General features: G+C 64.4%; 11 protein-coding genes. All 11 read left to right on the top strand.

Annotated elements, in window-relative coordinates; translation table 11 throughout:
* The first annotated feature begins 48 nt into the window (after positions 1 to 48).
* Positions 49 to 717 (top strand): ATP-dependent Clp endopeptidase proteolytic subunit ClpP, encoded by a 669-nt coding sequence (clpP, locus tag Q1Y33_RS07940; RefSeq protein WP_300799206.1) that lies wholly within the window; start codon positions 49 to 51, stop codon positions 715 to 717.
* On the top strand, positions 717 to 2,027 hold the full coding sequence (gene clpX / locus Q1Y33_RS07935) for an ATP-dependent Clp protease ATP-binding subunit ClpX (protein ID WP_300799205.1): 1,311 nt from the start codon (positions 717 to 719) through the stop codon (positions 2,025 to 2,027). The genes clpP and clpX overlap by 1 nt, the downstream gene beginning before the upstream one ends.
* Positions 2,028 to 2,078: 51 nt before the next feature.
* The gene (locus Q1Y33_RS07930) at positions 2,079 to 4,109 is read left to right on the top strand and encodes a transketolase (protein WP_300799204.1); all 2,031 of its coding nucleotides are present in this window, start codon (positions 2,079 to 2,081) and stop codon (positions 4,107 to 4,109) included.
* Between the two features lie 865 nt (positions 4,110 to 4,974).
* Positions 4,975 to 7,491, top strand: coding sequence for a glycoside hydrolase family 38 C-terminal domain-containing protein (locus Q1Y33_RS07925; RefSeq protein ID WP_300799223.1), 2,517 nt, complete (start codon positions 4,975 to 4,977; stop codon positions 7,489 to 7,491).
* A 10-nt stretch (positions 7,492 to 7,501) separates the two neighbouring features.
* Entirely contained in the window at positions 7,502 to 9,871 is a 2,370-nt protein-coding gene (locus Q1Y33_RS07920) for a GH92 family glycosyl hydrolase (RefSeq protein ID WP_300799203.1), read from the top strand.
* A gap of 61 nt (positions 9,872 to 9,932) precedes the next feature.
* A complete protein-coding gene (locus Q1Y33_RS07915) occupies positions 9,933 to 12,092 on the top strand; it encodes a GH92 family glycosyl hydrolase (RefSeq protein ID WP_300799202.1) in 2,160 nt (719 codons plus the stop codon).
* 10 nt (positions 12,093 to 12,102) lie between these two features.
* Complete coding sequence (locus Q1Y33_RS07910; protein WP_300799222.1) at positions 12,103 to 13,251, top strand: glycoside hydrolase family 130 protein; 1,149 nt, start codon at positions 12,103 to 12,105, stop codon at positions 13,249 to 13,251.
* A gap of 32 nt (positions 13,252 to 13,283) precedes the next feature.
* Positions 13,284 to 14,666: an SGNH/GDSL hydrolase family protein gene (locus Q1Y33_RS07905; protein ID WP_300799201.1), complete on the top strand. Its 1,383-nt coding sequence runs from the start codon at positions 13,284 to 13,286 to the stop codon at positions 14,664 to 14,666.
* 191 nt (positions 14,667 to 14,857) lie between these two features.
* The gene (locus Q1Y33_RS07900) at positions 14,858 to 16,513 is read left to right on the top strand and encodes a DUF6377 domain-containing protein (RefSeq protein WP_300799200.1); all 1,656 of its coding nucleotides are present in this window, start codon (positions 14,858 to 14,860) and stop codon (positions 16,511 to 16,513) included.
* 395 nt (positions 16,514 to 16,908) lie between these two features.
* On the top strand, positions 16,909 to 20,001 hold the full coding sequence (locus tag Q1Y33_RS07895) for a SusC/RagA family TonB-linked outer membrane protein (protein WP_300799199.1): 3,093 nt from the start codon (positions 16,909 to 16,911) through the stop codon (positions 19,999 to 20,001).
* Between the two features lie 12 nt (positions 20,002 to 20,013).
* Positions 20,014 to 21,531, top strand: a complete 1,518-nt coding sequence (locus Q1Y33_RS07890; RefSeq protein ID WP_300799198.1) for a RagB/SusD family nutrient uptake outer membrane protein — start codon at positions 20,014 to 20,016, stop codon at positions 21,529 to 21,531.
* Positions 21,532 to 21,537: the final 6 nt, after the last annotated feature.

Below are 21,537 nucleotides of genomic sequence, written 5' to 3'. Positions count from 1 at the left end.
GCAGGCGTGATGTTTGCAAAGTCCTTTTTTTGAGAAAAACTACCGGATATGTCAGAATTTGAAAAGTACGCGCGGAAACACTGCGGCATCAGCTCGCTCAAGCTGCACGATTTCCAGTCGGTCAGCGCGGGCTATGTCTCGCCGACGATCATCGAGGAGCGGCAGCTGAACGTCGCCACGATGGACGTCTTCTCGCGCCTGATGATGGACCGCATCATCTTCCTCGGGGCGCCGATCTACGACGATGCCGCCAACATCATCCAGGCGCAGCTGCTCTTCCTCGAGTCGGTCGATCCCGAGAAGGACATCCAGATCTATATCAACTCGCCGGGCGGCTCCGTCTCGGCCGGACTGGGCATCTACGACACGATGCAGCTCGTGGCCCCCGACGTGGCGACCATCTGCACGGGGCTCGCCGCCTCGATGGGCGCCGTGCTGCTCACGGCCGGCGCCAAGGGCAAGCGTTCGGCGCTGCCCCACTCGCGGGTGATGATCCACCAGCCGCTGGGCGGTGCGCAGGGGCAGGCCTCCGACATCGAGATCACGGCGCGCGAGATCATGAAGACCAAGCGCGAGCTCTATGAAATCCTCTCGCTGCACTCGGGCGTGCCGGTCCGCCGGATCGAGAAGGATGCCGACCGCGACTACTGGCTCTCGGCCGCCGAGGCCCGGGAGTACGGATTGATCGACGAAGTGCTGACCAAAAGGGAGAAGTAATGGCAAAGAAGACAGACAACCCGAATCATACGGAGAATCCGAACAACCGCCGCGGCGGTGGCGGCGGCGCACACGGCGACCGCTGCTCGTTCTGCGGGGCCGCCCGTGCCGACGTGGAGATCATGTTCCAGGGCATGGACGGCGCCAACATCTGCAACAAGTGCATCGAGAACGGCTACCGCATCCTCGTCGACAACGAGCTGGCGACCGAGGCGCCGCGCCGTCCGTCGGCCGCGCCCCTGAAGAAGGAGGAGCTGCTCAAGCCGGCGCAGATCAAGGAGTTCCTCGACCAGTACGTCATCGGGCAGGATGCCGCCAAGCGCTACCTGTCGGTGGCGGTCTACAACCACTACAAGCGGCTGCTCTACGCCCCGCAGGAGAACGACGTCGAGATCGACAAGTCGAACATCGTGCTGGTGGGCCCCACCGGCACGGGCAAGACGCTCATGGCGCGGACGATCGCCCGCCTGCTGAAGGTGCCCTTCACGATCGTCGACGCCACGGTGCTCACCGAGGCGGGCTACGTGGGCGAGGATGTCGAGAGCATTCTCTCGCGGCTGCTGCAGGTGGCCGACTACAACGTCGAGCAGGCCGAGCGGGGCATTGTCTTCATCGACGAGATCGACAAGATCGCCCGCAAGGGCGACAACCCCTCGATCACGCGCGACGTCTCGGGCGAGGGCGTGCAGCAGGCGCTGCTGAAGATTCTCGAGGGCACGGTGGTCAACGTGCCGCCCCAGGGCGGGCGCAAGCACCCCGAGCAGAAGTTCATCCAGGTCAACACGCGCAACATCCTCTTCATCTGCGGCGGCGCGTTCGACGGCATCGAGAAGAAGATCGCCCAGCGGCTCAACACCCGCGCGATGGGCTACGGACGGATCAATGCCGACACGATCGACCGCAACAACCTCATGCAGTACGTCTCGCCGCAGGACCTCAAGAGCTTCGGGCTGATTCCCGAGCTGGTGGGGCGTCTGCCGGTGCTGACCTACATGCAGCCGCTGGGCCGCGACGCCCTGCGGCGCATCCTCACCGAGCCGAAGAACGCCATCATCAAGCAGTACCAGCGTCTGTTCGAGCTGGACGGCGTAAAGCTGACCTTCGACGACGACGTGCTGGACTACATCGTCGACAAGGCCGTGGAGTTCCGGCTCGGGGCGCGCGGCCTGCGTTCGATCTGCGAGGCGGTCATGATGGACACGATGTTCGAGCTGCCGTCGACGGGCGCCCGGGAGTTCACCGTGACGCTGGATTACGCCCGCGAAAAAATCGGGCGTGCGAATCTTCCGCAACTTCGGCAGGTCGGATGATTTTTTTTGCTATCTTTAGCAACTGAAAAATACTAAACCTTAAACTTTGATATGTCTACGAATTCGAAACTAACGCGCGTTGCCGACAACATCCGCATCCTGTCGGCCGCCATGGTCGAAAAGGCGAAGTCGGGTCATCCCGGCGGTGCGATGGGCGGCGCCGATTTCGTCACGGTGCTCTACTCGGAATTCCTGCGGTACGATCCCGACAACATGGCCTATCCCTACCGCGACCGTTTCTTCCTCGATCCGGGGCACATGTCGCCGATGCTCTATTCGGTGCTGTCGCTGGCCGGGCTCTATTCGACCGAAGACCTCAAGTCGCTGCGGCAGTGGGGGAGCGTGACGCCGGGCCATCCCGAGGTGGACGTGCTGCACGGCGTGGAGAACACCTCCGGACCGCTGGGTCAGGGCCATGCCATGGCGCTCGGCGCAGCCATTGCGGAGCGTTTCATGGTGGCGCGCTTCGGCGAGTGGATGGCACACCGCACCTATGCCTACATCTCGGACGGCGCCGTCGAGGAGGAGATCTCGCAGGGCGTGGGCCGCATCGCCGGACACCTGGGGCTTTCGAACCTCGTGATGTATTACGATGCGAACAATGTCCAGCTCTCGACGAAGGTCGACGAGGTCGACACGGAGAACGTGGCCATGAAATATGAGGCGTGGGGCTGGAACGTGCTGACGATCGACGGGCACAACATCAACCAGATCCGCGAGGCGCTCGTTGCCGCACAGTCCGAGATGGAGCGTCCGACGCTCATCATCGGCCGCACGGTGATGGGCAAGGGCGCCATGGGTCCCGACGGGGTCAGCTACGAGGACAAGGTCTCGACGCACGGACAGCCGTTGTCGGCGGCCGGTGCCGACTTCGCGGCGACGGTACGCAATCTCGGGGGTGATCCCGACGATCCGTTTGCCGTCTTCGAGGAGAGCCGCGAGCTCTTTGCCGGGCGCCGTGAGGAGCTCCGCGCATGGGCGGCCGAGCAGGCGCGCGTCGAGAAGGCGTGGCGGCAGGAGCACAAGGACCTGGCGCGCAAGCTCGACATGTTCCTCTCGGGCGAGCTGCCCGAGATCGACTACAAGTCGATCGAGATGAAGGCCGACATCGCCACGCGCGCCGCGTCGGCCACGGTGCTGGGCCTCTATGCCGAGAAGGTCGAGAACATGATCGTCGCCTCGGCCGACCTCTCCAACTCGGACAAGACCGACGGTTTTCTCAAGAAGACCAAGGCCTTCACGCGCGGTGACTTCTCGGGCCGCTTCTTCCAGGCGGGTGTCTCGGAGCTGACGATGGCCTGCGTGATGAACGGCATGGCGCTGCACGGCGGTGTGATTCCGGCCTGCGGCACCTTCTTTGTCTTCTCGGACTACATGAAGCCCGCGGTGCGTCTTTCGGCGCTCATGCGGCTGCACGTGATCTATGTCTGGACACACGACTCGTTCCGCGTGGGCGAGGACGGTCCGACGCACCAGCCCGTCGAGCACGAGGCGCAGATCCGTCTGATGGAGCACCTGCGCAACCACCAGGGCGAGCGTTCGATGCTCGTGCTGCGTCCGGCCGATGCCGAGGAGACGGTCGTGGCGTGGAAACTGGCGCTGGAGGAGCACCGTCCCGTGGCGCTTGTCCTGTCGCGTCAGAATATCCGGAACCTGCCGACGCTGGGCCGGAGCCGCCGCGAGGAGGCTGCCCAGACCGCCAAGGGTGCCTATGTCGTGGTCGACGCCGCCAAGCCGGCCGCCGTGCTTGTCGCTTCGGGCTCGGAGGTCTCGACGCTGGTCGAGGGGGCTGCGGAGCTGGCAAAGGAGGGCATCGCGGTGCGCATCGTGAGCGTACCGAGCGAAGGACTGTTCCGCGACCAGCCCAAGTCGTATCAGGAAAGCGTGCTGCCAGCGGGTATCGTGCGCTACGGCCTGACGTCGGGGCTGCCCGTGACACTTCAGGGTCTTGTGGGCGAAGAGGGAATGATCCACGGTCTGGACCACTTCGGGTATTCGGCTCCCTACAAGGTGCTCGACGAGAAGTTCGGTTACAACGGTGTGACCGTCGCCGCCGAGGTGAAGCAGCTGCTGGGCAAGTAATCGGCCCGATCTTTCGCCGGAGGGCTGTGATGCACCGATGCGTCGGCGGCAACGACCTTTGGGCGGCCGCCGAAGTGAAGCAGCTGCTGGGCAAGTAATCGGCCCGATCTTTCGCCGGAGGGCTGTGATGCACCGATGCGTCGGCGGCAACGACCTTTGGGCGGCCGCCGAAGTGAAGCAGCTGCCGGGCAAGTAGACGGTCCGGCCTTTCGCCGGAGGGCTGTGATGCACCGATGCGTCGGCGGCAACGACCTTTGGAAGGCCGCCGAGGTGAAGCAGCTGCCGGGCAAGTAGACGGTCCGGCCTTTCGCCGGAGGGCTGTGATGCACCGATGCGTCGGCGGCAACGACCTTTGGGAGACCGCCGAGGTGAAGCAGCTGCCGGGCAAGTAATCGGCAGTCCCTGCCGAAAATGAATTCCGGACGGAACGTACCATGCGGGTACGGCCGTCCGGTTTTTTGTGCCCGGACGCCGCCCGCGCTGTCCACCTAACCACGCCGCTTATCTCCGCCCGCGCCACCCACCTCCGCCTTTGCCTTTCGTCCTCGTTCTCGTTATCATCGCTCCCTGAAGCGGGCCTCTTTTCGGCCTCTTTTTGCCGTTGTGAAGGGGGCTTTTCCACGAAAAGGCCCTCCTTGCGATTTACCATGAGTGTACTCGGGTCGATTATATTTATTTGTGGATGAGCGAATTGTTGTGTTGTCTTATCTACTTTCCGGTTTAATATCCCTTCGTTTTCCATATTTATGAAGTTAATTTGTAATACCGAAAACTCACTTAACCCCGAACCTTCATGGATGTTTTTTCAAACCATCCGTCCCGGAGCAGAATATCTGTTCGGGCAATCGTTTCCGCCTTGTTGCTCATGGTCGGTTCCTCCGCATACGCGGCGCAGCCGCAGGCGTGGTTCGTCGACGGATACCACGGCGGCATCTACGGCCACTATCCCGTCGAGTGGAAGACCCGCTTCATCGCCGATCAGCTGGATGCCCATCCCGAATGGCGCATCGGCCTGGAAATCGAGCCCGAGACGTGGGACACGGTGCAGGTGCGCACGCCGGCCGATTACGCGCGTTTCAAACAAATGGCTACGGACGACCGGGTCGAATTCACCAATCCGACCTATGCCCAGCCCTACTGTTACAATATATCGGGTGAGAGCATCATCCGGCAGTTCGCCTACGGCATGCGCAAGCTCCGCAGCCACTTCCCCGGCATCGAATTCGTGACCTACGCCGTCGAGGAGCCCTGTTTCACGAGCTGCCTGCCGCAGCTGCTCCGCTCGTTCGGCTTCCGCTACGCCTCGCTCAAGTGTCCCAACACCTGCTGGGGCGGCTACACGGCCCCCTTCGGCGGGGAGACGGTCGACTGGACGGGGCCGGACGGCACGTCGATCCGCACCGTGCCGCGCTACGCCTCCGAACGGCTGGCGGAGAACTCCGTCTGGCAGACCACGGCCTGGGGCAATGAAACGGAGTACCTCGAGGATTGCCGGCGGCAGGGCATTGCCCATCCCGTCGGGATGTGCTATCAGGATGCCGGCTGGAAATTCGGACCCTGGATCGGCAGCGGCGACAGCATCCGCAACGGCTCGCGCTACGTCACCTGGCGCGAATACTTCGAGCAGGTGGCCGATCCGGCTGCCTGCACGCCCTACCGCATGTCGCAGGAGGATGTGCGCGTGAGCCTCGTCTGGGGCAGTCAGGTGCTGCAGCGCATCGCCCGACAGGTGCGGCATGCCGAGAATGCCCTCGTGCAGGCCGAGAAGGCCTCCGTGCTGGCCGTGCTGCTCGGTGACGGGCGCTACGACACGGCGTCGCTCGACGAGGCGTGGCGCACGCTGATGCTGGCGCAGCACCACGATTCGTGGATCGTCCCCTACAACGGCCTGCACGGCCGCGGCACGTGGGCCGACCATATCGCCCGCTGGACCGCTGCGACGGACTCGATCTGCGGCGACGTCATGGCCGCCGCGCTGCGCAGCCTCGGCCCCGATGCCGGGACGCAGGGACCGCTTCGCGTGCGGGCCGTCAATACGCTGGGCACGGCGCGGCGCGAGGTGCTCACGGTCGTCGTGCCCGAGACGTTCGGACCGACGGCGCCCCGGATTACGGATGCCGCCGGACGGCGCATCGACGCCGCGCGCTACGAACGCACGGAGAAGGGGTACGCCCTCGCCTTCGAGGCCGGGGTTCCGGCCTTCGGGTATGCCGATTTCCGGTTGGAGCCGGGGTGCGGCAGGACGCCCGAAACGGCCGCACCGGCCGCGGCGGTGTCGTCGGGCCGTTACCTGCTGGAGAATGACATGTACCGCATCGTGCTCGACCTCTCGCGCGGCGGGGTGATCGAAAGCCTGATTGTCAAACATTGCGGCGGCTGCGAGGTGGTCGATCCGCAGAGCGACTTTGCGATGGGCGAGCTGCGCGGCTGCTTCCCCGACGAGGGCGGCTTCCGCTCCTCGACCGAGACGCCGGCGACGCTGACCGTCGTGCGGGACGATGCGCTGGAACGGAGCGTGCGCATCGAGGGCCGCATCGCCTCGCATCCCTTCGTGCAGACGCTCACGCTGCGCCGCGGCGAGCGCCGCATCGACTTCGATCTGCGGATCGACTGGCGGCATCCGACCGCGATCGGCTCCTATAAGCAAAACGACGCCTATGCCAGCAACCGCCGGGCCTTCTACGACGAACGGGGCAAGCTGCGCGTCTGCTTCCCCGTGGCCTCCGGCGAAGGCCGCATTAGCAAGGACGCCCCCTTCGACGTCTGCGAGAGCACGCTCCGCGACACCTACTTCACGACCTGGGACTCGATCAAGCACAACGTCCTGCTGCACTGGGTCGACCTGGCCGGGGAGAAGGGGCGCTGCGGCCTGGCGCTCCTCTCGGACCATACGACCTCCTATGCCTACGGACCCGGCGACCCGCTGTCGTTGACGGTGCAGTTTGCCGGCAACGGCCTCTGGGGACGCGACTACACGCTCGACGGCCCGACGCACCTGCGCTATGCCCTGGTGCCGCACCGCGGCCGCTGGGACGAGGCGGGCATCGACCGTGAGAGCCTGCGCTGGAACGAGCCGCTGCTCTGCGGCCTGCTTGCCGACGCACGCCCGCAGGCGGCCTCGCTGCTCGACCTCGGCGGCAGCGGCTACGAACTCTCGGCCGTCTGCATGGAGGGCGGCGACATCCTCCTGCGCCTCTACAACGCTTCGGGATCGGGGCGCCCCTGCCGGCTCCGCTTCGGCGTGCCCCTCGCACGCATCGAGGAGGTATCGCTCGACGGGCAGACGCTTGCCCCGGTGCCGTGCCGCGTCCGCGGCGGACAAACGCAATTCGAGGTCGCCATGCCGCGCTTCGGTGTCCGAACCTTCCGTCTGACAAAATAATCTCTGCAACATGTATACCTTACGCAACATCCTTCCCTTCGCCGCATCCCTGCTGTCGGCCCTTGCCGCCGCCTGCTCCTCCGCACCGCAGGAGAGCTTCGCTCCGGCCGACTACGTGAATCCCTTTATCGGCGCCAGCACGAGCACCGCAGCCGCGGGCGTCTACCACGGGCTGGGCAAGACCTTCCCCGGGGCGACGACCCCTTACGGCATGGTGCAGGTCAGCCCCAACACCATCACCGGCGGTGACAACAGTCCCGGCTACAGCTACGAGCACACCACCATCGAGGGCTTTGCCTTCACGCAGATGAGCGGCGTGGGGTGGTTCGGCGACCTGGGCAACCTGCTCGTCATGCCGACGACCGGGCCGCTGTGCAAGATCGCGGGCCGCGAGGACGGCTCGATCGCGGGCTACCGCTCGCACTACGACAAGCAGAGCGAACACGCCGAGGCGGGCTACTACCGCGTCCTTCTGACCGATTACGACATCCTGGCCGAGTGCTCGGCCACGCCGCATGCCGGCATCCTGCGCTTCACCTTCCCCGAGAGCGACACTTCGCGCATCCAGATTGACCTGGCGCGCCGCGTCGGCGGTACGGCCGAGCGGCAGTATGTTCGTGTCGAGGACGACCATACGCTCTCCGGATGGATCCACTGCACGCCCGCCACGGGCGGCTGGGGCAACGGCGAGGGGCAGGTGGACTACACGCTCTACTTTTATGCCCGCCTGAGCGAGCCGATCACCCGCTACGGCTTCTGGAGTGCCGATATTCCCGATTCGTGGAGCCGTCGGCGCGACGACGTGGTGAGCGCGGCCTATCAGCAGCGGGTCGCCGAGGCGCCCGTTGTGACGGGTGTCGGCGAGATCGAGGGCAAGCACCTCGGCTTCTTTACCGAATTTGCTACCGAAGCGGGTCATGAGGTCGAGCTGCGCGTCGGCATCTCGTTCGTCGACGCCGAGGGGGCCCGCCGCAACTTCGAGGCGGAGATCGCCGACCGCTCCTTCGACGAGGTGCGCACCGCGGCCCGTGCGCAGTGGAACGACGAGCTGGGCCGCATCCGCATCGAGGGGGGCAGCGACGACGAGAAGACCGTCTTCTATACGGCGCTCTACCACACGATGATCGACCCCCGCACGCTGACCGACGTCGACGGACGCTACCCCGGGGCCGACGGGCAGATACACTCGACCGAAGGGCGTTTCACCAAGCGCACGATCTTCAGCGGCTGGGACGTCTTCCGCAGCCAGATGCCCCTGCAGACGATCATCAACCCGCAGCTGGTCGACGACCTGCTCAACTCGCTCGTGACGATGGCCACGGAGAGCGGCCGCGAATACTTCGAGCGCTGGGAGATCATGAACGCCTATTCGGGCTGCATGCTGGGCAACCCGGCGCTGTCGGTGCTGGCGGACGCCTACGCCAAGGGCATCCGGGGCTACGACGCGGAGCTGGCCTACCGCTATGCGGTCAACACCTCGCGCCGTTTCGGCAACGACCCGCTCGGATATACTCCCTCGGAGCTCTGCATCTCGCACACGCTCGAATACGCCTATACGGACTGGTGCCTCTCGCGCCTGGCCTCGATGCTCGGCAAGGAGGCCGATGCCGCCGACTTTGCCCGCAAGGGGCAGGCCTACCGCAACATCTTCGATGCGGAGAAGGGGTGGTTCCGGCCCCGGCGTGCAGACGGCAGCTGGGCGCCGTGGCCCGAGCGTGCCCGCACGACGGAGTGGTACGGCTGCATCGAGTCGAACCCCTATCAGCAAGGGTGGTTCGTGCCGCACGACGTCGAGGGGATGGTCTCGCTGATGGGCGGCCGCGACGCCGTGCTGAAGGACCTTGCGGCCTTCTTCGGGCAGACGCCCGACGACATGCTCTGGAACGACTACTACAACCACGCCAACGAGCCGGTCCATCTCGTGCCCTTCCTCTTCAACCGCCTCGGCGAGCCGTGGATGACGCAGCGCTGGACGCGCCGCATCTGCGAGCGGGCCTACGGCAACCGCGTCGAGGGCATCGTCGGCAACGAGGATGCCGGGCAGATGTCGGCTTGGTATGTGCTGGCCGCGGCGGGCCTCCATCCCGCCTGCCCGGGCGACACGCGCATGGAGATCACCAGCCCGGTCTTCGACCGCATCGAATTCCGGCTCGATCCCCGCTATGCCGCGGGCCGAAGCTTCACCGTCGTGGCGCACGACAACGCCCCGGGCAACGTCTACATCCGCCGCGCGCTGCTCAACGGCCGCGAGTACGACGCTTCGCATCTGGACTTCGCACAGATCGCCGCCGGCGGGACGCTCGAGCTCTTCCTCGCGCCCGAACCGAATCCCGACTGGGGCCTTGCCGGTACGATGGCCCCGGCGGCGCCGCGGCAGTGATCGCGTGCTGGCTGCCCGATTGAGACAACTCCCTGAAATCTCCCAACATAAACGCTTCACCATGAAGACCCTTTTTGCAAAAGCCGGCCGATGCCTGCTCCCGCTTGCGGGGCTTCTGCTGGCCGCATCGGCCGCGGCCCGGACGACGGACTACGCCCGGCTGGTCGACACGCGCATCGGCACCGAGGGCGTCGGCCTCGCCTCGGGGTATCTCTACCCGGGAGCCACCTCGCCCTTCGGGATGGTGCAGTTCACGCCCTCCTACTTCTCGCCGCGCAGCGGCTTTGTCATCAATCAGTTGAGCGGCGCCGGGTGCCGCCACATGGGCAACTTCCCGACGCTCCCGCTGCGGGGCGAGCTGGCAGTCTCGCCCGGCCGCATGTTCGACTGCCGTGTCGACGTCGCCCCCGGCCGGGGACATGCCGGCTGGTACGAGACCTACGTGCAGGACTCCGTCCGCGCGCAGCTCACCGTGACGTGCCGCACGGGCATGGCCCGCTACGACTTCCCGGTGTCGGATTCGCTCGGCACGGTCATTATCGGCACGGGGGTCGCCGCCACGGCGATCGCGCAGGCGGCCGTCAGCATCACCGGGCCCCGCAGCTGCGAGGGCTATGCCGAGGGCGGCGAGTTCTGCGGCATCCGCACCCCCTACAAGGTCTATTTCGTCGCCGAGTTCGACACGGACGCCCTCCGCTTGGGCATCTGGGAGCGCGAGCGCCTCACGCCCGGCGGCCGCTTCGCCGAGGGCGGCGAGTCGGGCGTCTACTTCGTCTTCGACCTGCGGCACGGCCGTACCGTGCACTACCGGATCGGCATCTCGTATGTCTCGGTGGAGAACGCCCGCGCAAACCTGCGCGCAGAGAACCCCGACTGGGACTTCGACGCCGTGCGCCGCGCCGCCGAGGCGCGGTGGAACGACGTGCTGGGCCGCATCGAGGTCGAAGGCTCCGATCCGGACCGCACGGTGCAGTTCTACACGCACCTCTACCGGGCGCTGATCCATCCGAACGTCTGCAGCGACGTCAACGGCGAGTACATGGGGGCCGACTTCCGCATCCACCGCAGCCGCTCGACGCAGTATACGTCGTTCAGCAACTGGGATACCTACCGCACGCAGATCCAACTGCTGTCGATGCTGGCGCCCGACGTCGCCTCGGAGGTTGTGCTCTCGCACCTCGACTTCGCCGAACAGTCGGGCGGCGCCTTCCCGCGCTGGGTGATGGCCAACATCGAGACGGGCGTTATGCAGGGCGACCCGACGTCGGCGCTCGTTGCCAACGCCTGGGCTTTCGGCGCCCGCGACTACGATCCCTATCCGCTCTTCTGCGTGATGCGCCGCACGGCCGAGGTGCCCGGTGCCCGCTCGCAGCAGGTCGAGGCGCGGCCGGGCCTCGGGCAGTACCTCGAAAAGGGCTACTGGGACGCTTCGCAGATGCTCGAATATACCTCGGCCGATTTCGCCATCGGGCAGTTCGCCCTGCATGCCGTGGGCGACGAGTTCGCCAGCTGGCGCTACTTCGACGTGGCGCGGCGCTGGCGGAACCTCTACGACGCCGAAAGCGGCTGGCTCCGCTCGCGCCACGCCGACGGCAGCTGGAAACCCCTCACGGAGGACTGGCGCGAGGCGACCTACAAGGACTACTTCTGGATGGTGCCCTACGACCTCGGGGGGCTCATCGAACTGATCGGCGGGCAGGCGGAGGCCGAGCGGCGGCTGGACGAATACTTCGTGCGGCTCGATGCGGGCTACAACGACGAGTGGTTCGCCTCGGGCAACGAGCCGAGTTTCCACATCCCGTGGGTCTACAACTGGGTCGGACGCCCCGACAAGGCCTCGGAGGTGATCCGCCGCACGCTCCGCGAGCAGTACTCCTCCGCGCCGGACGGCCTGCCGGGCAACGACGACCTGGGGACGATGGGCGCGTGGTACGTCTTTGCCTGCACGGGGCTCTATCCGATGATCCCGGGCGTCGGGGGCTTCACGCTCAGCACGCCGCTCTTCGAGCGGATCACGATCCACCTGCGGCGCGGCGACGTGACGATCCTCGGCGGATCGGAGAAGCACGCCTACACCCGCTCGCTGCGCATCGACGGCCGGCCGTGCGACCGCGCATGGGTCGACTGGGAGACCCTCGCGCAGGGCGCGGTGCTCGAATACGAAACCGCGGCGCGTCCCGGCCGCTGGGCGACCCGGGAGCTGCCGCCCTCCTATGATTGATATGGCCATGATGACGATCGTTTCCCGCCGGTGTGTCCGGCTGCTGATCCTTGCCGCGGCATTCACCGCTTCGGCCTGCGCGGAGCAGGCCGCAACGGCGCCCGACTGGGTCTGGACCGGGTTCCGGCGTCCCGAAGGGGCCAATCCGGTCATCGCCCCCGACACGGCGACCCGCTTCTTCTGCCCCCTGCGGCGCGAATGGGTCGCCTGGCAGGAGGGCGACACCTTCAACCCCGCGGCCGCGGTACGCGACGGCCGGGTGGTGCTTCTTTACCGGGCCGAAGACCGCTCGGGCGAGGGTATCGGACAACGCACCTCCCGGCTGGGCTGCGCCTGCTCGGACGACGGGGTGCATTTCGAACGGCTGCCCGAGCCGGTCTTTTACCCCGACGTCGATTCGCAGACCGCGCTGGAGTGGCCGGGCGGCGTCGAGGACCCGCGCATCGTGCAGACCGACGAGGGGCTCTACGTGATGTTCTACACGCAGTGGAACCGCCGCCAGGCGCGGTTGGCCGTCGCCACGTCGCGCGACCTGCTGACCTGGCACAAGCACGGGCCCGCCTTCGCAAAGGCCCATGGCGGCCGTTTCCGCGACGCCTTCTCGAAATCGGCCTCGCCCGTGACGCGCGTTGACGGCGAACGGCAGACGGTTGCCCGCATCGGCGGCCGCTACTGGATGTACTGGGGCGAGAAGTTCGTCAACGTGGCCGTGTCGGACAACCTGACCGACTGGACGCCGCTGCTCGGCCCCGACGGCGAGCTGCTCCGGGTGCTCGAGCCGCGCGATGGATACTTCGACAGCGAACTGACCGAGTGCGGCCCGCCGGCTGTCGTGACCGACGCGGGCATCCTGCTCCTCTACAACGGCAAGAATGCCGCCGGGGAGCGCGGCGACGGCGCTTATACCCCCGGAGCCTACTGCGCCGGGCAGGCGCTCTTCGACGCGGCCGACCCCACACGGCTGAAGGGGCGGCTCGACAAGCCCTTCTTCGTCCCCGAAGCCGATTTCGAGCGCAGCGGGCAGTATCCCGCAGGGACGGTCTTCATCGAGGGGCTGGTGCTGCACGACGGCCGCTGGTTCCTCTACTACGGCTGTGCCGATTCGCGCGTGGGCGTCGCCGTGCGCGAGGCCGGCGCGGAGTGTGCGGCGCGGCGATGATCCGACAATGACTACCTGAAACAATACGGCTTATGAAAAAACTGATTTTCTGTGCAGCGCTTGCCTGCATCCTCACGACGGGTGCGAAGGCGCAGACCGTCGAGCCCTTCCGCGACGGCGACCGGGTCGTCTTCCTCGGCAACAGCATCACCGACGGAGGGCATTACCACTCCTACATCTGGCTCTACTACATGACCCGCTTCCCCTACATGGACGTGCAGGTGATGAATGCCGGCATCGGCGGCGAGACGGCGGGCGACATGTACCGGCGGCTCGACGGCGACGTCTTCTCGAAGCGTCCGACGGTGCTCAACGTGACCTTCGGCATGAACGACACGGGCTATGCCGAGTACAACCAGCCCGGTGCCGAGGAGTTCGGCGAACGGCGCTACCGCGAGTGTTACGAGAACTACGGCCGGATGGAGCAGCGCCTGCAGGGCCTCGACGGCGTGCGTGTCGTGCTGCTGGGCGGCGCCCCCTACGACGAGACCGCGCAGATCGGGAAAAATGCGCCCCTGCGCGGCAAGAACGCCGTGTTGCAGCGCGTGGTCGGCTTCCAGCGTGCCTCGGCCGAAAAGAACGGCTGGGAGTTCCTGGACTTCAACACGCCGCTGACCGAGCTCTCGCAGCGCGTGCAGGCCGAAGACCCGGCCTTCACGCTGACGATGGGCGACCGCATCCATCCCGACAACGACGGCCACATGGTCATGGCCTACCTCTACCTCAAGGCGCAGGGCATGGCCGGGAAGAAGGTGGCCGATGTGCGCATCGACGCCGCCCGCCGCCGGGTGCTCACGGCCGAAAACTGCCGCGTCGACAACCTGCGCGGCAACAGCCGCGAAGTGTCGTTCGACTACCTGGCCGAGGCGCTGCCCTATCCGCTCGATACGGTGGCGCACGGCTGGGAGGCGCGCCGCAGCCAGGCCGAGGCCGTGCGGCTGGTTCCCTTCATCGAGGAGATGAACCGCGAGATGCTCGCCGTCGAGGGGCTTCCGAAGGGGGACTACGCCCTCTATATCGACGGGCAGCGGATTGGCAGCTGGAACGCCGCGGCGCTGGCCGAAGGCATCAACCTCGCCGTCGAGAACACGCCCCAGTACCGGCAGGCGCAGCAGGTGATGTACCTGAACGAGTTTCGCTGGGAGATCGAGCGCACGTTCCGCGACTATGCGTGGGTGGAGTATGACTTCCTCCAGCAGAAGGGACTGCTGGGCGCCGACGACGAGCGGGCTGTGCAGGCACTCGACCGCGAGAAGTCGAAGAATGTCTGGCTGCAGATTCACCGCGAGAACTACGCACGGATGATGCATGCGCCGGTGCGCGAGGCCCGCGAGGAGGAGATGGCGCTGCTCGTGCGCAAGATTTACGAGATCAACAAGCCGCAGACGCGCCGCATCGTCCTGCGCAGGGAGTAGCGGCATCCGCGGCATGCGGCACGGCGGAGGCACGGCGGACGGGAGTTTCGTCGTGCCTCCGTTATGTGCCGGAGAGTCAGTGCTATGGTGCCGCGGCGCGGATTCCGGCGATGAAAAAATTGCGAAACATGCCGGATTTTCGCGGAAAATGCCTATTTTTGGTAAGTTTCTGATCGAATAAGGTAGACCCAATGACGATTCGGCACGCCATAACGACGTTGTGCGTCCTCCTGTCGCTGTTCTGCCGGCCGCTGCCCGCCGGGGCTGCGGCCTCCTCCCGCATGGATTCGCTGCGGCGGGTGCTCAACGAGACGATTGCCGGTGCCGACCGCTATACGGAGCAGAAGAACCGGACGATAGACGACCTGCGGCGCCGTGCGGCCGCAGCCGCGGATGCGGAGGAGCGTTATGCCGTCCAGTCGGAGATTGTTGCCAACTACGAATCCTTTATCTGCGATTCGGCCGAACACTACGTGCTGCGCAACATCCGCGTCGCCCGGCAGTTCGGCAATGAAGACTGCCTGACCGACAGCCGTCTGAAACTGGCCTTCCTCTATTCGCTCTCGGGGCTCTTCCTGCAGGCCGACAGCCTGTTCCGCACGATCGACTATCCGCGGCTGCAAACCTACCAGAAGTGCCAGTACCATTGGAACCGCATCCGCTACTACGAAAATCTGATCCACTATTCGAACGACGAACGCTTCACGTCGGGGTATGAACGCCAGATCGACCGCTGCCGCGACTCGCTGCTGTCGCTGCTGTCCCCCGGATCGAAGGAGTGGCTCACGGAGAAGGCCTTTCTGGCGCAGCGGGCCGGGGATTCGGCAACGGCCGTCGCCATTTTCGACGACATATTCCGCAGGCAGGAGCCCGACACGCATGCCTACGCCATGTCGGCCATGTGTCTGGCCAAGGCCTATCAGCAGGCGGGCGACGCCGAACGGCAGGAGTATTACCTGATGGTGGCCGCCACGACCGACATCCGCCTTGCGGTCAAGGAGAACGAGGCCCTGTTGGCCCTGGCGACACTGCTCTTCGAGACCGGAGACATCGACCGCGCCTACTCCTACATCTCCTTCGCGTTGAGCGACGCGAACTTCTACAACTCGCGTTTCAAGAACACGATGATCGCACGCCTTTACCCGATCATCGAGAGCTGCTATCTCGACAAGCTCGACACGCAGCGCCGCAACCTGCGCATCTTCGGCATCGTGTCGAGCCTGCTCGCGCTGGGATGCGGCATTGCGCTCTTCTTCTATTTCCGGCAGACGCGCATTGTCTCGCAGGCCCGGTCACGGCTGAAAAAACTCACCGAGGAGCTGCTGTCGCTCAACAAGAGCCTCGACGAGGCCAATCTGGTCAAGGAGCGCTACCTGGGCTACTTCATGAACCAGTGTTCGATCTATGTCAACAAACTCGACCGGCTCCGCCGCGACGTGAGCCTCAAGATACGCAACAAGCAGTACGACCGCCTGCAGGAGCTTGCCCCGGCCCGCGGCCGCGAGGAAGAGGAGGCGCTGTGCACCAATTTCGACCAGGCGTTTCTGGAGCTCTATCCCGACTTCGTCGAGAAATTCAACCAGCTGCTGGCTCCACAGAGCCGCTACGTGCTCGAAGAGGGGCACCTCAACACCGAACTGCGCATCTTCGCGCTGATCCGTCTGGGCATCTCCGACGTGCCGCAGATCGCCAACTTCCTGCACTGTTCGCCCCAGACCATCTACAACTACAAGAGCAAGATCAAGAAAGCAGCTCTCGAAGGGGGCGAGAATTTCGAGCAGACGGTCCGTACGCTCGGAAAACTCTCGTTCAACCCGTCTCATTCCGATTTACCAAACGAAATGTAGTCTGTTTGGCAACTGTCTGATTTTCAAAAATCTGGCGGTTGCTGGTGCCTCTATGCTCCTACTTTGAGGCCTAATATCCTTCCTTTTGCTGGAATTTAAGGTGAAATTTGTATTGGACAAGATTTCCGACGTCCGCGACGAATATTCACACCCATGAAAAACAGCATCCGTTTCGCCATGTCGTACGCTGCCGTTCAGACGGCGGCGGAGCGCGTGTGCCGGATTGCCGTCGAATGTCCGCCCGGCCGGAAATCCATGTTTCGCCAACCAGTCAAATGTCAAACCCGATCAGCAAACCCATGAAACCCGAACCTCACTTCCCGGCTCCCGGATAGGGACAACCTCCATCCGCCAGTTTGTACAGAAACCTAATTCTTACCTATAATTACTTTCCTATGAAAAATTTTACGCATACATTAGTCAAGCTGCTGCTTGCGGGCGCGTTGGTGCTGCTGACGGCCCCGGCCCTGCATGCACAGCAGAAAAGGGTCGTGACGGGCTCCGTGACCGACAAGGAGGGAACTCCGCTCGTCGGCGTGACCGTTCTTGTCAAAGGCACCGCGGTCGGCACGACGACCCAGAGCGACGGCCGTTATGAACTCGAAATCCCCGCCGACGGCGAGGTGCTCCAGTTCTCGTTCCTCGGCATGGATACGCAGGAGACGGCCGTCGGCTCGCGCACGACGGTCGACATGACCCTTTCGTCCAGCTCGATGGGCATCGATGAGGTCGTCGTGGTCGGTTACGGTACGCTCACCAAACGCGAGCTTTCGTCGTCGGTGGGTTCGCTGCGCAGCGATGACCTGGACAACCGCACCTCGGCATTCAACATCATGCAGGACATGGCCGGCAAGATCGCCGGCGTGAAGAACGTCTCCTTCTCCGGCAAGCCGGGCGGCGCCTCGGCGCTGCGTATCCGCGGTATGGGCTCGATCAACGCCGGCAGCGACCCGATCTACGTGCTCGACGGCGTCGTGGGCGTGAACCCGCAGCTCATCAACCCGGCCAACGTCGAGAGCATCGACGTGCTGAAGGATGCCGCCGCCACGTCGATGTACGGTGCGCAGGGTGCCAACGGCGTCGTCATCATCACGACCAAGTCCGGCAGGAAGGGCGAGGGTACGGTGACCTACAACGGCAAGGTCGGCGTGGGCTTCCTCAACCGCAAGGTCGACCTGCTCAATGCCGACGAGTTCATGGAGGTGCAGCGCCGCGCCTATGCCTACAGCGGCAAGGTCATGCCGCACCTGGTGACGCCGATGGAAAACCTCTTCTGGTACGCCAAGGACGCGTCGGGCAACTACAAGCGCGATGACCAGGGTAACCTGATCGCCTCGCCGCGCTACGACACCGACTGGCAGGAGGCCCTGACGCAGAACGCCGTGACCAACGACCATACGGTGTCGTTCACCTCGGCCGGCGAGAAGACCTCGGTCTATTCGAGCATCGCCTACCAGGATTTCCAGGGTCTGGTCCGTTACACCTACTCGAACCGCCTGTCGGGAACGGTCAACGTCCGCACGGACGTCAACCGCTGGCTCAACGTGCAGACCGTTGTGACGGCCGCCACGGACAAGAGCAACGACATGGAGGGCGGCTTCGGCCAGGGCCCGATCCGCAACATGCTCGAGATGCCGCCGATCGTCCCGGTGAAGTACGACGACGGCACGTGGGGCCGCAAGAACGACTATCCGCTGGGCGAGGTGGCCGAGAACCCGATCCGCCTGCTCCGTGACCAGAAGAAGATCGCCGAGAACGACTACGCCATCTTCAACATGATCGCCAACCTCAAGCTGACGAAGAAACTTACGCTGACGCTCAAGGGCGACTACTCGATGACCAACCACCGCGATCTGAGCTATGCCAAGGCCGGCCTGCTCGACGTGAGCGAGAACAACGGCGGCTTCGCCGACATCTACAACACCAAGTCGCGCCGCTGGTCGAACGAGGACTACCTGACCTACACGGACAAGTTCTTCGGCGGCCGCCTCAGCTCGACGTTCGTGCTGGGTGCCAGCTGGTACTACAACCATTCGGAGAGCTCGTCGTCGGGTTCCGAGGACTTCTTCGACGACTCGTTCGGCTACCACAACCTCGGCGCCGGCACGACCTACCACCAGCCGGCCTCGGGCATGGAGCAGAACACGATGAACTCCTACTACTTCCGCATGAACCACAGCTTCCTGGACCGCTACCTGCTGGGCTTCACGTTCCGTGCCGACGGCGCCTCGAACTTCGGTGCCAACAACAAGTACGGCTACTTCCCCTCGGCCTCGGCCGCATGGATCGTTTCCGAGGAGCCCTTCTTCGCCGCCGCCCGCAAGGTGGTCAACAACATGAAGCTGCGCGTGAGCTACGGTGCCGTGGGCAACGCCTCGATCCCCAACTACCGGACCATTTCGCAGTACTCCAACGGTTCGATGATCCTCAACGGCGAGCTGAATCCCTACGTCGTGCTCTCGAACCTCGGCAACGAGGACCTGAAGTGGGAGACCTCCAAGCAGTTCAACGCCGGTCTCGACCTGGGTCTCTATGACAACCGCCTCCAGCTGATTTTCGAGTACTACAACAAGACCACCACGGACCTGCTCTTCCAGAAACAGGTGCCCTATACGACCGGTTACGCGACGACGTGGACCAACCTGGGCAAGATCCGCAACCGCGGCTTCGAGGTGACCGTCTCGTCGCGCAACATCGAACACAAGGATTTCCAGTGGACGACCGACATCGTCTTCTCGACCAACAAGCTGCTGGTGCTCGACGTCGGCGGTGAGACCATCGACACGGGCAACAACACCATCGCCCGCGCCGGCGAGGAGTGGGCCTCCTACTTCGTGCTGAACCGCATCGGCACGTGGGGTCTCGACGAGGTCGACGAGGCGCGCCGCTACGGCAAGAAGCCCGGCGACATCAAGTACGAGGACGTGGACCACAACTACAAGATCGACGATGCCGACCGCAAGATCATGGGCAACGGTACGCCCAAGGGCGACATCACGATGGTCAACACCTTCCGCTGGCGCGGCCTTTCGCTGATGGTCGACCTGAACGCCTGCTACGGATTCAAGATTCTGGGCATCGCCCCGACGATGATGGAGAACCGCCAGCTCTACGGCAACTCGCTCAAGTCGGTGCTCAACGCCTGGACGCCCGAGAACCCCAACTCGATGATCGCGGCGCTGCGTCTGCCGTCGGATACGAATTTCGGCGAGAACGAGAAGGACTCGCGCATGCTCTACAAGGGTGACTTCCTGCGTATCCGCAACATCTCGCTGTCGTATGACTTTAGCCCCGAACTGTTGCGCAAGTCGCGTGTGATCAAGGGTTTGAGCATCGGCATCAACGTGGAGAACCTCCATGTCTTCACCTCCTATCCGGGCTTCGACCCCGAGGTGGGCGCCTTCAACACGGATACGGGCCAGAGCATCGACTTCTACTCCTATCCGCGTCCGACGACCGTCTCCGCCAACATCAAGATTACCTTCTAAATGCTGAAAACAATGAAAAAACTCATCATAACCGTCGCTTCGCTGCTTGCCGTCGCGCTGATGGCGGGATCGTGCAATGCGTTCCTTGAGGAGAACTTCAAGACGGCCCTTTCGCCCAAGTACTATTTCAAGACCGAGGAGCAGATCGTCGCCGGCGTCAACGGACTCTACACCTTTGTGGACGACCTGTTCGACGGCGATGTCGAGGTCGGCACGCAGAACTTCATCTTCCTGGACTACCTGCCGGGCTATGCCATTCGTCCGCGTTCGGCCGGCAGCATCTACCTTTCGCAGGCCATGAGCCTCACGGTCAGCGAGGAAAACACCTTCATCGAGAAACTCTGGAAGAGCGCCTATACGGCCATCGAAAACTGCAACAGCGTCATCGCCGGCATCGAGTCCTCGACGGTCTCGATGGATGCCGTGACGAAGGACAAGCTGCTGGGCGAGGCCTACTTCATGCGGGCCTACCACTACTTCAACCTCGTGCGTCTGTGGGGCGAGGTACCCCTCAAGACCTCGGCCACGAGCGACCTGTCGGACGTGAAGATTCCGCTTTCGTCGCAGGAGGACATCTACGGGCGTATCGAGAAGGACCTCGTCCATGCCGCCGAGCTGATGGCTGCGTCGCCCTGGACGAGTGCCGACGGCCGCGTGACGCGCGGTGCCGTGCACACGCTGCTGGCGAAGGTCTACCTGACGATGGCCGGCTATCCGCTCCAGAAGGGTGCCGAATACTATGCGAAGGCTTACGAAACGGCTCATGAGGTCTATGCGAGCGGTCAGTTCTACCTCTTCGGCGACTATGCCGCCCTGCGCGACCCGGCCAACGCCAACATCGGCGAGCACATCTGGATGATCCAGTGCGAGCAGCAGTACGCCGGATCGCCCGTGCACAACGACATGCTGCCGTATCCCGAACCCGAGAAGCCCATCTCGGCCAACTCGGCCTTCGGCGGCGCCCTGGCCCCGGCACAGGCCTTCTACGACTCCTATACGGAGGGCGACCTGCGCACGGCCGAGAAGGGATACTACTACACGGAGCACGAGGCGACCGACGGATCGGGTGTCGTGCAGCTCGACCGCCCCTACATCTACAAGTACTGGGACAGCAACTGCGCCTCGACGGGCAAGTCGGGCATGAACTACCCGCTGCTGCGCTACGCCGACCTGCTGCTGGTGATGGCCGAGGCGAAGGCCCAGGCCGACGGCGGCACGACGACCGACCGGGATGCGGTCGACGCCTACTGGATGGTCCGCGGCCGCGCGCTGCCCGAGGCGGCCAAGCCCGGATCGGTCTCTTTCGACGAGGTATACCGCGAGCGGCTGTGGGAGCTCTGCTTCGAGTCGCAGACGTGGTTTGACCTGCTGCGCACGCGCAAGATTCTCAACGTCACGACGGGTGCGGTCATCGATCTGATCGGATACGAGGCTCCCGGCCACAACGAGGGCTGCAAGTTCGAGGAGGAGGACCTGCTCTTCCCCTATCCGCTGCGAGAGAAGCGCCTGAATCCGAATCTTACCCGATAACCGCCG

This window comes from uncultured Alistipes sp., assembly GCF_949296715.1.
In the GTDB taxonomy this organism is placed as follows: domain Bacteria; phylum Bacteroidota; class Bacteroidia; order Bacteroidales; family Rikenellaceae; genus Alistipes.
Note: the sequence above shows the minus strand (reverse complement) of the source record. Positions and strands in the feature narration are given on the sequence as shown.